The 15213-nt window shown below is 65.9% G+C and carries 12 protein-coding genes; all 12 read right to left on the bottom strand.

Features of this window, described 5'->3' with window-relative positions:
• Positions 1 to 4: 4 nt before the first annotated feature.
• The 12 genes from QSV46_RS00170 to QSV46_RS00115 all read right to left on the bottom strand — a co-directional run bounded on the left by QSV46_RS00170 (position 5) and on the right by QSV46_RS00115 (position 15125).
• Positions 5 to 2980, bottom strand: coding sequence for a bifunctional [glutamine synthetase] adenylyltransferase/[glutamine synthetase]-adenylyl-L-tyrosine phosphorylase (locus QSV46_RS00170; protein WP_314944709.1), 2976 nt, complete (start codon positions 2978 to 2980; stop codon positions 5 to 7).
• Positions 2977 to 4431, bottom strand: coding sequence for an ATP-binding protein (locus tag QSV46_RS00165; RefSeq protein ID WP_314944707.1), 1455 nt, complete (start codon positions 4429 to 4431; stop codon positions 2977 to 2979). Before QSV46_RS00165 ends, QSV46_RS00170 begins: the two co-directional genes overlap by 4 nt.
• Before the next feature lie 14 nt (positions 4432 to 4445).
• A complete protein-coding gene (locus QSV46_RS00160; protein WP_314944706.1) occupies positions 4446 to 4799 on the bottom strand; it encodes a hypothetical protein in 354 nt (117 codons plus the stop codon).
• A gap of 18 nt (positions 4800 to 4817) precedes the next feature.
• Positions 4818 to 5498, bottom strand: coding sequence for a response regulator transcription factor (locus QSV46_RS00155; protein ID WP_314944704.1), 681 nt, complete (start codon positions 5496 to 5498; stop codon positions 4818 to 4820).
• Positions 5499 to 5765: 267 nt separating this feature from the next.
• Positions 5766 to 7340, bottom strand: a complete 1575-nt coding sequence (locus tag QSV46_RS00150) for a Do family serine endopeptidase (RefSeq protein ID WP_314944701.1) — start codon at positions 7338 to 7340, stop codon at positions 5766 to 5768.
• 208 nt (positions 7341 to 7548) lie between these two features.
• Positions 7549 to 8031 carry a cytochrome c-type biogenesis protein gene (locus tag QSV46_RS00145; RefSeq protein ID WP_314944697.1) on the bottom strand — a complete coding sequence of 161 codons (483 nt, stop codon included), beginning with the start codon at positions 8029 to 8031 and terminating at the stop codon, positions 7549 to 7551.
• Positions 8032 to 8035: 4 nt separating this feature from the next.
• On the bottom strand, positions 8036 to 10018 hold the full coding sequence (locus QSV46_RS00140; RefSeq protein ID WP_314944694.1) for a heme lyase CcmF/NrfE family subunit: 1983 nt from the start codon (positions 10016 to 10018) through the stop codon (positions 8036 to 8038).
• Positions 10015 to 10524 (bottom strand): cytochrome c maturation protein CcmE, encoded by a 510-nt coding sequence (gene ccmE, locus QSV46_RS00135; protein WP_314944692.1) that lies wholly within the window; start codon positions 10522 to 10524, stop codon positions 10015 to 10017. Before ccmE ends, QSV46_RS00140 begins: the two co-directional genes overlap by 4 nt.
• Positions 10525 to 10561: 37 nt before the next feature.
• Positions 10562 to 11683, bottom strand: coding sequence for a c-type cytochrome biogenesis protein CcmI (gene ccmI, locus QSV46_RS00130; RefSeq protein ID WP_314944690.1), 1122 nt, complete (start codon positions 11681 to 11683; stop codon positions 10562 to 10564).
• Between the two features lie 130 nt (positions 11684 to 11813).
• A complete protein-coding gene (locus QSV46_RS00125) occupies positions 11814 to 12083 on the bottom strand; it encodes a hypothetical protein (RefSeq protein ID WP_314944688.1) in 270 nt (89 codons plus the stop codon).
• A gap of 100 nt (positions 12084 to 12183) precedes the next feature.
• Positions 12184 to 13587, bottom strand: coding sequence for a hypothetical protein (locus QSV46_RS00120; protein WP_314944685.1), 1404 nt, complete (start codon positions 13585 to 13587; stop codon positions 12184 to 12186).
• Between the two features lie 161 nt (positions 13588 to 13748).
• On the bottom strand, positions 13749 to 15125 hold the full coding sequence (locus tag QSV46_RS00115; RefSeq protein WP_314944681.1) for a sensor histidine kinase: 1377 nt from the start codon (positions 15123 to 15125) through the stop codon (positions 13749 to 13751).
• Between the last annotated feature and the right edge of the window lie 88 nt (positions 15126 to 15213).

The following is a 15213-nucleotide window of genomic DNA, read 5'->3' as shown; positions in this document are numbered from 1 at the left end:
CAGGTTAAGGCCTGGTTGCTTCCAGCAGCGCCCTGAACACGCGCCGCACCTCGCCCTGCGTCTCCTTCACGCGCGCCTCCAGCGAGGAGAAGTCCGGCGCATCGCCGGCGCGTGCCATCACGCGCAACAGATCGGTGCCTGCGCTTTCCGGCTTGAAGCGGTCGTTGACGCAGAGCCGCAGGATCTGGGTCAGGTCGTGATAGAGCCGCGCTGCGGTCCGCAATATCTCGGTTTCCGATGGGGCGAGCACGCCGAGCCTGCATGCATTTTCCAGCACCTGCATGGTGCTGACGTCGAGGATGTCAGGCTTGTGGTGGGCGTGGACGAGCTGGAGATATTGCGCGATGAAGTCGATGTCGATCATGCCGCCGGCGGCATGTTTGAGATCCCAGCAATCGCTCTCGCCCTTCTCCTGGGCGATCGCGCGCCGCATGTCGGCGACGTCGTTGGCGATGATCGCCGGATCGCGGCGGCGGGTCAGGACGTCTCGGATGACGCGCTCGATCCGTTCCCGGAATTCGGGCGATGCCGACACCACGCGCGCACGCGACAGTGCCATGTGCTCCCAGGTCCAGGCCTCGTTGGCCTGATAGTCCGCGAATGAGACGAGGCTCGATGCCACGGGGCCAGCGCGCCCCGAGGGACGCAAACGCATGTCGATCTCGTAGAGCACGCCGTAATTGGTGCGCGTCGTGAAGGCGCTGATCAGGCGCTGGGTCAGCCGCGCGAAATAGTGTGCCCCTTGGAGCGATTTCGGCCCGTCCGAGTCCGGATTATCGCTGTCGAAATCGTACAGCAGGATCAGGTCGAGATCGGACGAGGCCGTCATCTCGCGGCTGCCGAGCCGGCCCATTGCGATGATCGCGGTCTCCTGATCCTTGATCCGGCCGTGCTGGGCGGCGAAGCGTTCGGCGACCAGATCATGAACGGTGTGGACGGTGCCTTCGGCGACGTCGGCAAACGCCGTGCTCGCCTGCTGCGCCGAGACCGTGCCGGACAGGATGCGCGTGCCGATCAGGAACAGGCTCTCCTGCCCGAACAGGCGGAGGCGGTCGAGGAATTCCTCGTAGGAATCCGCGTCGCGCACGGTCGCGGCCAATCGCGCCGACAATTCCTGCTGGTCCGGCATTGCGCCGAAGAAGCGCGGGTCGATCAGGCCGTCCATGAGCTGCGGCTTCCGCGCCAGCATCTCGCCGAGCCGCGGGGCGGCGCCCAGCACCAGAGCCACGAGCGCGACGAGATCGCGGTTCTGGCCGAGCAGCGTGATCAGCCGGCCGCCGCGCTGGAGAGCCCCAAGGAAATGGTCGAATGCCACGACGGCGCGATCCGGTTCCTCGGCATGCGCGAGACCGTCAATCAGGGCCGGCACGAAATCGACGAAGGCGGCTCGCGTCGCCTCGAGACGGAATACACGGTAGTCGCCGGTGATCCAGTCGCGCACGGTCTGCGCGACCGCGGCGGGCTTCTTGAAGCCAAGCGTCGTCAGGTGTTGCAACAGACGCGGATCGTCAGGGCCTGCGCTGTAATCGAGCCCCGGCAGCCTTGCCGTGCCGGTCGGATCGTCGCCCTCGAACAGCTTTTCGTAGTGCCCCTGGACGATTTCGAGCTGCCGCAGCAGGTCCCACGCAAAGGCTTCGCGATCCGGATAGCCGAAGAAGCGCGCAAAGCGCTCGACCGCCTCCTTGTCCTCGGGCAACGTGTGGGTCTGCTCGTCGGCGATCATCTGGAGGCGATGCTCGACCCGGCGCAGGAATTCATAGGCCGTGGTCAGCTCGTCGCGCGCCGCGAAGGTGATCCAGTTGCTCGAAGCAAGCACATTGAGCGCGGCAAGCGTCGGCCGCACCCGCAATTGGGGATGGCGGCCGCCGGCGATCAGCTGCTGGGTTTGCGCGAAGAACTCGATCTCGCGGATGCCGCCGCGGCCGACCTTGACGTTGTGGCCCTCGACCGCGACTTCGCTCTGGCCACGATAGGTCTGCATCTGCCGCTTCATGTCGTGAACGTCGGCGAGCGCGGCGAAGTCGAGATGCTTGCGCCAGACGAACGGCGCGATCTCGGCGAGCAGCGCATCGCCCGCCCGGGCGTCGCCGGCGCAGGCGCGCGCCTTGATCATCGCGGCGCGTTCCCAGGTGCGCCCTTCCCGCTCGTAGTAATGCAGCGCGGCGTCCCGCGAGATCGCCACCTGCGTCGAGGACGGGTCGGGGCGCAGGCGCAGATCGACGCGGAAGACGTAGCCGTCATAGGTGCGCTGCTGGAGGATGCGCGCCATTGCTTGCGTCACCCGGACGAAGAACGGCTGCGGCTCGATGTCAGGCGCGAGCGTCGTCGCATCGGGATCGAAGAACACGATAAGGTCGATGTCGCTCGAGTAATTCAGCTCACCCGCGCCCATCTTGCCCATCGCGAGCACGATCAGACCGCAGCCCTCTTCCGGCGCCTCGGGATTGGGCGGCTGGATTTTTCCACGTGCGGCCTCCTGCCGCAGTTGGTACTGAAGCGCCGCCTGCACCGAGGACACCGCAACATCGGTCAGCGCCGCCGTCACCCGCATGACCGGCCAGACGCCGCCGATGTCGCACAGCGCGGTCAGCAGCGCCGCCTCCGCCTTCATGCGGCGAAGCAGCCGCATCACCTCTGCCTCGTCTGGCGCGGCCAGCACCGCGTCCCTCGCCTCCGCGATCAGTGCGGTGAGATGCGCGTCCGGATCGCATTCGAGCAATCGGATCAGGCGCAGTGCATCGGCACGCACCAGATCGAACAGATAGGGCGAGAATTCCGCGATGCCGGCCAGAATATCCCGCACGAACGGATGGACCAGCAGCGCTTCGAGACGGGCCGATTGTGCCGGCTCGAGCTCGGCCAGCCAATTTTCAAAGCGAGGTTCGTCGGTTGCGGAAGCGGCAATATGGGGAGCCTCCGCGAAGCGCGCGGCGAGCCTCTCACCATTCTTGTCCGCGTTTCCCGGCGCGGATTGGTTCATGCCACCTTCTGTGGCACATCCTGCATTGGAGGAGCAACCCTGTCGCCTGCGCGCGCCGGCAGCACCAGCGTGGCGACAAGACCGGGCTGGGCATCACCCAGCCGCAATTCTCCGCCATGCAAGGTGGCAACTGCGGAAGCGAGGCTGAGGCCGAGGCCGGAGCCCGGCAACGTGCGGCTGGCTTCAAGCCGCACGAATCGCTCAACGACGTGCTTGCGGTCGGCTTCGGGGATGCCGGGGCCGCGATCGGTCACGCTGAGCAGCACCCGATCGCCGTCGCGCCTTGCCTCGATCGTGACCTGCCTGGAGTCCATGCTGACCACGGTTCCGCCGGTCTGCGCGACCGGCTTGCCGTATTTGATCGCGTTCTCGACGAGATTGGCGAGCGCCTGGCTGACCAGTTCGCGGTTGGCGTGAACCGGCGCCGGCTCGCATTTGACCTTCAGGGTCATGCCGTCGTCTTCGGCCAGCGGCTCGTAGAGCTCGTGGATTCCGGCCGCGACCTCGGCGGCGTCGAAATCGTCCATATTGCCGCGCGCCTGCCCGGATTCGGCGCGCGCGATCATCAGCAGCGCGTTGAAGGTGCGGATGAGGCCGTCGGATTCCTCGATGGTCCTTTCCAGCGCGGCGCGATAATCGGCTTCGCAGCCCGACTTCGCCAGCGCTTCCTCGGCGCGGTTGCGCAGGCGCGTCAGCGGCGTCTTGAGGTCGTGGGCGATGTTGTCGGAAACCTCCTTCAGCCCCGCCATCAGCGCCTCGATACGCTCCAGCATGGCGTTGAGATTTTCGGCGAGGCGGTCGAGCTCGTCGCCGCTGCGCCCTACCGGCAGCCGCCCGCTGAGATCGCCTGTCATGATGCGCTGCGCCGTGCCGGTCATGGCGTCGATACGCCGGAGCACCCTGCGCGCGACGAAGATGCCGCCGCCCAGACCGAGCACCACGACGATCAGGATCGACCATTGCGCCGCCTTGGCGACGATCCCGAACAGCCGCCGCCGCTCGGCGAGATCGCGGCCGATCAGAAGCCGAAAGCCGTTTTCCAATTCAGTGACGCGCACCAGCGCGCGATGGTCGCGGTCGTCCGCGTCCTCGATGCGCCGGTATGCGGTTTCCGACCAGCCGCGCGTCGCCATCACACCAGGCGCCAGCGAGCCGACATTGCCGGCAATCGCCTGCCCCGTCGGCGTGGTCACGAGATAAAGGTTGGCGCCGGGCCGCAGCGCCCGATACTCGATAGCGCGCACGAGACCGACAAGGCCGCGGCGTCCGTAGATCTCGTTGATCTCCGAGGTCTCGGCATTCACGGTCTGCGTGATCTCTTCGGTGATCAGCCGCCGCGTATTCCAGGCGAAATAGCCAAGCAGCGAGGCCGCGAACATCGCGAACAACAGCAGATAGACCAGCGTCAGCCGGAACGCCGTGGTACGGACGAGTTTACCGAATGCCGTCACGGATCACACCTTGTCTATCGCGAGAGAAAGCAACCGACCGCATCGCCATCGACGCCAAAACTAATTAAGTCGCTGCTGAGCGCACTCGGCACGACAAGCATGAATTTCTGAGTTTCAGGCTCAAAAACTAACAGGTAACTCCTTTTGTCATCCGCGATCACCACGCAGGATTTTCTTTGTTTATCGCCGTCTACGACATCGACCCAATAGGGTTCAACAAGAGCCTCTTTAAACACGCGAAGCTCGCGCTCAACCTTTTCAGGAGGCCACGGATTGCCAACCGAGCCTTCTGGGACTTGATACACGTAGTCGTCGATCTCACGCTCGACGGTCCGTTTTAACTCCCGAAGGTCCAGTAAGCGGGCCATCTAAGTCGGAGCCCCTGTTTACCGAATGCCGTCACGGATCATGTACCCGGCGCCGCGGATGGTGTGCAGCAGCGGGCGCTCAAAACCCTTGTCAATCTTGGAGCGCAGCCGCGAGATGTGCACGTCGATCACGTTGGTCTGCGGATCGAAATGATAGTCCCAGACGTTCTCCAGGAGCATGGTCCGCGTCACCACCTGGCCGGCATGCTTCATGAGGTATTCGAGCAGGCGAAATTCGCGCGGCTGCAGCGTCAGCTCGTCCTTGCCGCGGGCGACGCGATGCGAAAGCCGGTCGAGCTCGAGATCGCCGACCCGGTAGAGCGTATCCTCGGCAGGTCCCCCGCGGCGGCGCGAGAGCACCTCGACCCGGGCCAGCAGCTCGGCGAAGGAATAGGGCTTTGGCAGATAGTCGTCGCCGCCGGCGCGCAGGCCCTTGATGCGGTCGTCGACCTGGCCGAGCGCGGAGAGGATCAGCACCGGCGCCGTGTTACCCTTGTCGCGTAGCGCGCCAATCAGCGACAGGCCGTCGCGCTTGGGCAGCATGCGATCGACCACCAGCACGTCGTACTCGCCGTTCTCGGCCATGGCGAGACCTTCCTCGCCGTCGGCGGCGTGATCGGCAATGTGTCCGACCTCGCGAAACGCCTTCACGAGATAGTCGGCGGATTCGCGGTCGTCTTCGATGATGAGGAGGCGCATCGTGCGTTCGGCGGCGGTCAAGGGGGGCAACCTTCTATGAACATGGCGCGAGCGGCATTCGCATGCAAGCCAAAGAGAGCTGGCTCGAGAAAAGGCGGGCGGTGAAGCTGGGGGGACTTCACCGCCCTAGGCCTTCCGACGGAGGGGGGCGTAATTCCACCGGAAGGTAGACTGGGGAAGCAAACGTTGCGCTGCTTCCCAGAAGGGCGTCGGCGGCGGGGGCGACTGATGCCGGCGACACCCCTCATCTCGTAAGCTCCTGGCGCGTTAACCCTTGGCGAGGGGGATCGCGACGAAGCGCGATTGGCCGCCGCTCTTCACGCGCATCAGGACGCTGTTCTTGTTGTCGGTCCGCGCCGTGTTGATGGCGTCGCGGACTTCGCCGGCGGTGCTCACGCTCTTGCCGCCGACCTCGAGGATCACGTCGCCTTCCTTGAAGCCGCGTTCGGCCGCAGCGCTCTTCGGATCGACTTCGGTGACCACGACGCCTTCCTTGCCGGCGCCGGCGACGGAATCAGCAGGCGCGACGGTCATGCCGAGCTTGGGCACGTCGGTGCCGCGGGTCGCACCCTTGCCGCTGTCCTTGTCGGTGTCGGCCTTGGCTTCCACCGTGTTCGGGAGCTGGCCCAGGGTGAGGTTCACGACCTTGTCCTGGCCCTTGTGCAGCACGTTCAGCTTCACGGTCGCGCCGGGCGCCAAGCCGCCGATGGTGCGGGCGAGCTCGCGGGCATCCTTGACGGGTTCGCCGTTGACCGAGGTGATCACATCGCCGGACTCGATGCCGGCCTTGGCCGCCGGACCGTTCGCCTGCGGCTCCGCCACCAGCGCGCCTTCGGCCTTCTTCATGCCGAGGCTGTCGGCGATGTCGGATGTCACCGGCTGAATCTGCACGCCGATCCAGCCGCGGCTGACCGAGCCCTTGTCCCTGAGCTGGGCCACCACGCTCTTCACCGTGCTCGCGGGAATCGAGAACGCGATGCCGACGCTGCCGCCGGAGGGCGAGTAAATCGCCGTGTTCACACCCATCACTTCACCGTTGGTGTCGAAAGCGGGACCGCCGGAATTGCCCTTGTTCACGGGCGCGTCGATCTGGATGAAATCGTCATACGGACCGTTGCCGATGTCGCGGCCGCTGGCCGAGACGATGCCCGCGGTCACGGTGCCGCCGAGACCGAAGGGATTGCCGACCGCGAGCACCCAGTCGCCGATCCGCGGCTTGCTGTCGGCGAGCTTGGCGAACGGGAAGTTCGAGCTGCCCTCGACCTTGATGAGGGCAAGGTCGGTGCGCTGGTCGGTGCCGATCACCTTGGCGGTGTAGGTCTTGCCGTCATCGGTCGTGACCTCGACCTTGTCGGCGCCGTCAACCACGTGGTTGTTGGTCACGGCGTAGCCGTCAGCCGAGATGAAGAAACCGGAGCCCTGGCCCTGCACGACGCGGCCGCGACCGCCCTTCAGGCCCGGAACACCATCCGGACCGCCAAAGCGGCGGAAGAAGCGCTCCATCGGCGAACCCGGCTGGAACGGCGAGGAGGAATCATCGCCATCATCGTTGCTCGCGGTCTTTTCCTTCATGTTGACCTTCACCGAGATCACCGACGGTTTCACGCGCTCGACGACATCGGCGAAGCCGACCGGACGCTCGACCTTCCGGACCTCGTTGTTGACCTGCGCATGCGCCGGGCTGGAGAACAGCTCGCTCGGCGAGGTCGAGGGACTGAAGCCGTGGATCGCAATCCCGAGGCCGGCGACGACCGAGGCCATCAACGCGATCCTGCGCGCGGAGAACACCCGGCGGGGCTGCCGGTAGGACGGAAGATTGGTGAGGTCGATACGGTCGGTCATGCAGGAATCTCCAGGGCGTTGAATTCTTTTGGTGCCGGTTTGCAGCACCTTACGGACCTGAAGATGGGGTCTCCCGCCTTACAGCGCGCTGGCGGCGGGGTTAAACTTTTGTAATGAAGGGGCGCACGGATGCGGCGGTTCATCGCAGGCCGAAAGTCGTGATTTGACAGGAACTTAATAGGGTTCCCACAACTGCGCTCCGTTGCCGTTAGCGCGACTTGGCTTCGTCCGACATCAATGCGGCGAGCCGCGCCTCTTCCTCGGGCGTGAGCGGCGGAGCCGGTACGTCTGCACCGCGTCGCGCGCGCCGGCGGATTTGCAGCCACAGCGCCAGGCCGCCACCAACCAGCAGCAACGGGGCGAGCAGCCACAGCAGCATGGTCTGCCGCTCGAAACGTGGCCTCAGCAGCACGAACTCGCCATAGCGAGCCACCAGGAAATCGAGCACCTGCGAATTGCTGTCGCCAGCCGCGATGCGTTCGCGCACCAGCAGCCGCAAATCGCGCGCCAGCGGCGCGTCGGAATCGTCGATCGACTGGTTCTGGCAGACCATGCAGCGCAGCTCGCGCGACAGGTCGCGCGCGCGCGCCTCCTTCACCGGATCAGACATGATCTCGTCTGGCTGCACGGCGTGCGCCGCCGGCAAGGCCAGCAGCATCAGCGCGACGATCGTGGCCATCATTCGCCGCATCGGGTCATTCCGCCGGCTGGAGGCGCTGCTTGGCCCGCGCCGGCTTTGGTGCGCCGACCCGCAAGCGCCGGTCGGACAGCGACAGCATGCCGCCGAACGCCATCAGCACCGGTCCCCACCAGATCATGAGCACCAGCGGCTTGTGATAGATGCGGACTGCAATGGCGCCCTCCGTGGTGGCGTCGCCGAGCGAGACGTAGAGCTGGCTCGCGCCGCGCGTCAGCAGCGCAGCCTCGGTCGTCGAAGACCCGCGCGTCGTGAAACTGCGCTTCGACGGCGTCATGACGCTGATGGTCTCGCCATCGCGACTGACATTGAACTCGGCGATCATCTCGCGGAAGTTCGGACCCTGACGCTGGAACAGGCCGTCGAGCTTCAGATCATAGCCGGCAACATGAGCGACGTCGTTCTGCTTCATGGTCGCGATGTATTCGCTGTTCCAGGTGGTCTCGCAGACGATTCCGATCAGCGCGACGCCGAGCCCGGCATGCGCGAACACCGAGCCCCAGGCCGAGCGCGGCAGACCGCGGGCCCGGTGCAGCACCGTCACGAACGGCAGGCGAAACAAGCCGGTTCGTTCGGCCAGATCCGTCGCGGCGCCCGCGATGACGAAGACGCCAAGCCCGATCGCGAGCGGCGCGAGCGTGCTGCCGCCGCTTGCCCAACCCCAGATGATGGCCACGACAACGAGCCCTGCAACGCCGGCCGCGAGCAGGCGCTGCGTGACGCCGAGCAGATCGCCGCGCTTCCACGCCAGCAACGGCCCGAACGGCACCGCGAGCAACAGCAGCGTGAACAGCGGCACGAAGGTGAGATTGTAGAAGGGTGCACCGACCGACATCTTGAAGTCGGCCAGCATTTCCATCGCCAGCGGATAGAGCGTGCCGAACAGCACGACGGCGCAGGCCACGGTGAGCAGCAGGTTGTTCAGCACCAGCGCGCCTTCGCGCGAGATCGGCGCGAACAGGCCGCCCTGCTTCAGCGAGGTCGCGCGACCTGCGAACAGCGACAGGCTGCCGCCGATGAACAGGCAGAGGATCAGCAGAATGAAGACACCGCGGGTCGGATCGGTGGCAAAGGCGTGCACCGAGGTGATGACGCCCGAGCGCACCAGGAAGGTGCCGAGCAGCGACAGCGAGAAGGTCAGGATCGATAGCAGGATGGTCCAGACCTTCAACGCATTGCGCTTCTCCATCACCAGCGCCGAGTGCAGCAGCGCCGTGCCGGCGAGCCACGGCATCAGCGAGGCGTTCTCGACCGGGTCCCAGAACCACCAGCCGCCCCAGCCGAGCTCGTAATAGGCCCAGTAGGACCCCATCGCGATGCCGAGCGTGAGGAAGATCCAGGCGACCAGCGTCCACGGCCGCACCCAGCGGGCCCAGGCTGCGTCGATCCGGCCCTCCATCAGCGCCGCGATCGCGAACGAGAACGAGATCGAGAATCCGACATAGCCGAGATAGAGCATTGGCGGGTGCACGGCGAGACCGATGTCCTGCAGCACCGGATTGAGATCGCGTCCCTCGATCGGCGGATTGGCGATGCGCAGGAACGGATTCGAGGTCATCAGGATGAAGAGATAGAAGGCGCTGGCGATCCAGGCCTGCACCGCCAGCACGTGCGCGCGCAGCGACAGCGGCAGATTGTTGCCGAAGGCCGCGACGAGCCCGCCGAACAGCGCCAGGATCGACACCCAGAGCAGCATCGAGCCTTCATGGTTTCCCCACACGCCGGTGATCTTGTAGAGCAGCGGCTTCATCGAGTGGGAATTCTCGTAGACGTTGGCGACGGAGAAATCCGAGTCCACATGAAGCATCACGAGCGCGATGAACGACGCGCCGACGAACAGGAGCTGCGCCAGCGCGGTCGAGCGCGCCACATTCATCAGCGCGTCATCGCGCAAGCGCGCGCCGATCAGCGGCACGATCGACTGGATCAGCGCCAGGGCGAGCGCCAGCACCAGTGCGTAATGTCCGGATTCGGCGATCACCGCACTGCTCCCTGTTGATTGCCCTGCGCGGTCGTCGCCGCAGGCTTGCCGCCGCCAGGCGCTTTGGCCTCGTAGTCGTCTTTCCAATGCCCCTGTTTCTTCAGGGCATCGGCGACGTCCTTGGGCATATAGGTCTCGTCGTGCTTGGCGAGCACGGTGTCGGCCTTGAACACGCCGTTGGCGTCGAGCGCACCCTCGGCGACGACGCCCTGCCCTTCACGGAACAGGTCGGGCAGAATGCCCTTGAAGGCGACGGGCAGCTTGGCGTTGCCGTCGGCGACCTCGAAGGTCACCGCGAGATTGTCGCCGCGCTGGAGCGAGCCGGGCTGCACCAGGCCGCCGAGGCGAAACCGCTTGCCGGGCGCAACGTGCTTCTCGGCAACCATGGTCGGAGTCGAGAAGAACACGATGGAGTCGCGGAGCGCATTGAGCACCAGCGCGGCCGCGAGCGCGAGCACGGCGAGCGAGCCGCCGATGATGGTCATACGTCGCTGCTTGCGCGTCATGGCGTATCCGTTGTTTGCGCGTCTCGCGTAGAAATCGTCATCCGTCGAGCCCAAGCGTCTTGAGGCCTTCGTTGAGCAGGCGCAGCCGCTCGGCATCGTTGGCGACCGCCTGGCGGGCATCTGTCGATGCGACCATCGCCTTGTCGCGATCGCCCATCACGAGATAGGCGCGCACCAGGCGCAGCCAGCCCTCGACGTCGTCGCCGTTCTGCTTGAGGCGCGTGGCGAGCCGCTCGACCATGCCGCGGACCATCGCGTTGCGATCCCCCTCGTTCATGTCCTTGGAAGCGGCGATCGTCTCGTCCGAGAGCGCCGGCATCGTGCCGCCGCCGACTCGCGCCAGCGAAGACTGTACCAGGGGACGCCACGGCGCGTCCGCAGGCGCTTTCGCCAACAGCGCGCGCCAGATGTTGGCGGCCTCGTCCTTGCGGCCGTCCTGCTCGGCGGCGAGACCGAGGAAATAGTTCGCCTTGGGATCGTCGGCGTCGAGCGCGCGTGCGCGCTCGAATTCGCCCTTCGCCTCCGCGGTCACAACGCCGTTGGCGGCAGCCGCGATCGCCTCGCCGAGATTGGACCTGCGCTGCGCAGTCTCGCCATTGTAGGTCAGCGCGTTGCGATGGGCGCGCACCGCGTCGTCAAAGCGGCCGAGCCGCTCCAGGACCGGCGCAAGCACGTTCCAGCCCCGCCCGTCGGTCGGATTCTTTTCCAGATGTTGCTCGACCTGCACCACGAGGTTTTCGAGCGACTGCATGCCCGACCCGGACCCGCGCGCCCGCTGCGCCAGAGGAAAATCCTCAAGCCTGGGTGAGCCGAGCGGCATGTAGACGCCGATCGCCACGAGCGGCAGACCGACCAGCCCCAGCACGGCCGCCGCGCGGCGCCATTGGAGGCTCGATTTCGGCGCCATTGCGGGCTCGCTAGCGGCCGCGGCGAGTAGTCTGCGGCTGATCTCGATGCGCGCGGCCTCGGCTTCGGGTGCGGCGATCAATCCCGCGGCGAGATCACGTTCGACCTCGGCCAATTGGTCCTTGTAGACCGCGACGTCGCTACCCTGATTTTGGCTGCCCTGATTTTGCGTGCGTCCGCTGCGGCCGAGCGGCAGAAGCACGGCGAAAATCGCCGCGACCGTCATCAGCGCGAACACGAACCACAGCGTCATCTGGCAAGCTTCCGGCGGCGCGCGAACTGCGGCCATAGGTGGCTTTACACCACGGCCGGACGATGCGGCAATTGGCAATTGTCAATTCGGCGCGACCGCACGCGGTCCGAAACGGTGACAATCCAACGACTTAGCCGATCTCGAAGTCCGCGCTTTGAGCAGCGTCCTCGCCGTGCCCGTTGAAGGCCCTCAGGAAATATGTTCCCGGCTCGATCGCGTCTGGCAATCTGATGCGCAACGCCCCCACGGGAACACGGGATGCAACCATGGTGACCGTTTCAGGCAGCTGCCGACCGCTGGACTTGGCGACCAGCACCACCTTCGCGCCGACCATCAGCCTTCGATATTTGGCAACAATGACGCGGTTCTCAATTTCGATGGAGCTGATAATGGATTTCATGCGCCCACAGGCCGAACTTCCGAAAGCTTGCACGGGGACCGTAAGGCCGGCCGCGCACACCGTCAACCTAAAATGGCAATAACGAAAGTATACGCCTGCATCAGCTCGCGCGCGACGATTTGCGCTCGCCTGTTGCCGCGTTCTCCGCAGCACGGCTCATCAGCGAGGCGTAATCGTCGCCGAACAGCACCTGGCAGAACCGGATCGCGGCCTGCACCTGCTGCTGCCGATAGGTGCGGACCTTGTGATCGGCGGCGCGCAGCGACTGCACCAACTGCTCGGTCGACCGTTCGACATATTGCTGGAGGTCGGAATAGGTGCGGAGCGTCACTTCGTTAATCGCAAGCTCGCTCGCATAGTTGCGGCAAGTCGCGACGAAATCGATCAGCGCCACGGTTTCCTCGACCTCTGTGCTGTCGACCCGCGCGCCCGGCGGAATGTCCTTCTCGGCGCGCTGGCGCAGGATGCGGCGGACGCGGCCGGGAACGCTGTCGATCTCCGATTGGAGCGCATTGGAGATGTCGGCCCGGATCGAGGTCAGCTGCTTGCCCCAGGCGGAATCGTTACGCAGGTCGAGCTCGGTACGCAGGCCGCGCACACCGTCGTGCAGCGCCTTGAGATTGCCGGCGACGTTGTCGAAATGGCCGCGCTTGATGTCCATGCGCAGGATCGCGGCCACGCAGGACAAATCGTGCAGCGCGATCGTGACGGCGATACCATAGGGCGTTGCCGCCACGCGGATTTCATCGTCGGACGCGGCAATCTTGATGGCGAGGCGGATGATCTGCCACGGCGCCGTCATCCGCTGCACGACGACCGACAGCGCGAAGGGCAGCATCTGCGGCGTCTGGAGGACGGGAATGTTGAGCGCCGACATCACCGAGGCGATCTGGGAATCGCCGAAGGCTCGCAGGAAGCGCGGCAGCTTCTCGTTCAGCGTAGCGATGGCGTCGCGGACCTGAAGCACCGCGCCGACCGAATAGAGGTCCTCGATCACGCTGGGCGGACCGACCCGGGCGAGCGCGCGCGACTTGTCGCCGCCGCCGGGTCCCGTCAGCGCGAAGATGGCATCCGCGGCAACCGCCTGGAGTTTTTGCGCGAGGGCCTCGACCTGGCCGGCACTGTCGGCCACCGGCATGCGCGCCAGCGCCGCCTCGAATTCGTTCACCTCGTCCGGGGCACCGTCGCGGCCGAGCCACTGCCAGATCGGATGCAGCGAGGAGCGGCGGATCTGGCCGACCCGGACCGGGGCGCCCGCCTCGACCAGAAAGGGTTCCAGCACCTGGAACAGCAACCGCGACAGATCGCCCGTCCGCGGCGGCGGGGCTTCGTCGGCTTCCGTTTTGCGCACGATCTTGCGCAGCTGCTCGAGCACGAGGGTCGCCACAGCCGTGTCCTGGCCGCGCTCGAGCGCGCGCTCGAACTCCCGCATCAGCAGTGCCTGCGACTGCGGCGGGAGCTGCGCGAGATATTCCCTCAGCCGCTCGATCGATGTCTGGCTCATGCGCCTGGGCAATGCAGGGTAAAATGGCGGACCTGGGATGCGTCCGACGTGATCATAGGTGGGTCCACTTAAGAAGCCGTTTAGGAAGTCGCTTCCGAAACACCTCCGGTTTCATCCGCATCGGTGTCGCGCAGCCGAAATAGTCGCGTCGGAACAATGGATTATATCCCGGGGAGGACGAGCTCGGCGCGCAGGCCGCCGGTCGGCGCGCCGCCCAGCGACAGGCTGCCGCCGTAGAGGGCGGCAAGGTCGGTTACGATCGACAGCCCCAGCCCCGAGCCGGGCTTGGACTCGTCGAGCCGCTGGCCGCGGCGCGAGACCTGGGTCCGCTCGGCCTCCGACAGGCCGCGGCCGTCGTCGTCGACGATGATCCGCAGGCGCGGCCCGGCGCCCGCCCCGAGCGGCGCTTCCACCAAAACCTCGACGAAGACCCTGGAGGCCGCCCATTTGCAGGCATTGTCGACGAGATTGCCGACCATCTCCTCCAGATCCTGCCGCTCGCCGCGGAATTTCGCCGAAGGATCGGCCTTGGCCTCGACCAGAATGCCGCGGTCGCGATGGATCTTCTCCATGGTCCGCCGCAGCGCCTCGATGACCGGCGCGACCTCGGTCACGGTGGCAACGACCGAGACGCGCGCCGCGATGCGCGCGCGCTCCAGATGATGGGCGACCTGGTCGCGCATCACGTCCGCCTGCTCCATCACCTTGGCCGCGAAGGGGTCGGCGACATGGGCACCGGCCTCGTTCACGATCACCGAGAGCGGCGTCTTGATCGCATGGGCGAGATTACCGACATGGGTCCGCGCGCGTTCGACGATCTCGCGATTGGCCTCGATCAGCGCGTTGGTCTCGCGCGCCAGTGGCGCGATCTCGACCGGGAATTCGCCTTCCAGCCGCTCTGCCCGCCCGGAGCGGATGTCGGCAATCGATTCCGAGATGCGCTTGAGCGGTGCGAGACCGAAGCGGACCTGGAACACCGTGGTCAGCAGCAGCACGATTCCGAGCGCGGTAAAGGTGCCGCCGAGATAGTAATCGAAGCTGCGCGTCTCGTCGAAAATCTCGGTGTCGTCGCCGGCGACGCTGACCAGATATTTGCCGTCCGCACCGAGATCGACAGGACGCTCGACCATGCGCAGGTTCTGTCCCTCGGGCCCGTCGACATAGGCGAGGCGAATGCCGGCGGCGGTGAGGTCGGCGCCCTGCTCCTCGAGCTTCGGCAGCTTCTTGTCCCAGAGCGAGCGCGAGGAGCGCACCTCCGGCTTCTCGGTGTCGGTGCGCGTGATCTGCCAGTACCAGCCGGACAGCGGCAGTTCGAACAAGGGCTCGCCGAGCGACTGGAACTGGCGGTCCGGCGGCTCGTCGGGGGTCGCGACCTCCGCGATGAGGGTGCGCAGATAGAGATTGAGCCGGCGGTCGAAGGCGCGCTCGGTGGCGTTCTTGTAGACCGACGACAGCACGACGCCGGTGATGGCCAGGATCACCACGAGCCAGGCGGTCGCCGACAGGAACAGGCGGTTCGCAAGTGAGCTAGCGGCCATCGGCGGAGTCCCGGCAGGCGCAGGATGGCAGGGCGTCGGAGGTCATGCCCGACCAAGGCCCCTTGCTGCACCACCCGTCAAGTCCGAA

The organism is Bradyrhizobium cosmicum (assembly GCF_032290525.1).
Lineage (GTDB): Bacteria > Pseudomonadota > Alphaproteobacteria > Rhizobiales > Xanthobacteraceae > Bradyrhizobium > Bradyrhizobium cosmicum_A.
The sequence above is the reverse complement of the archived record's forward strand: the minus strand, read 5'-3'. Positions and strand labels throughout refer to the sequence as shown.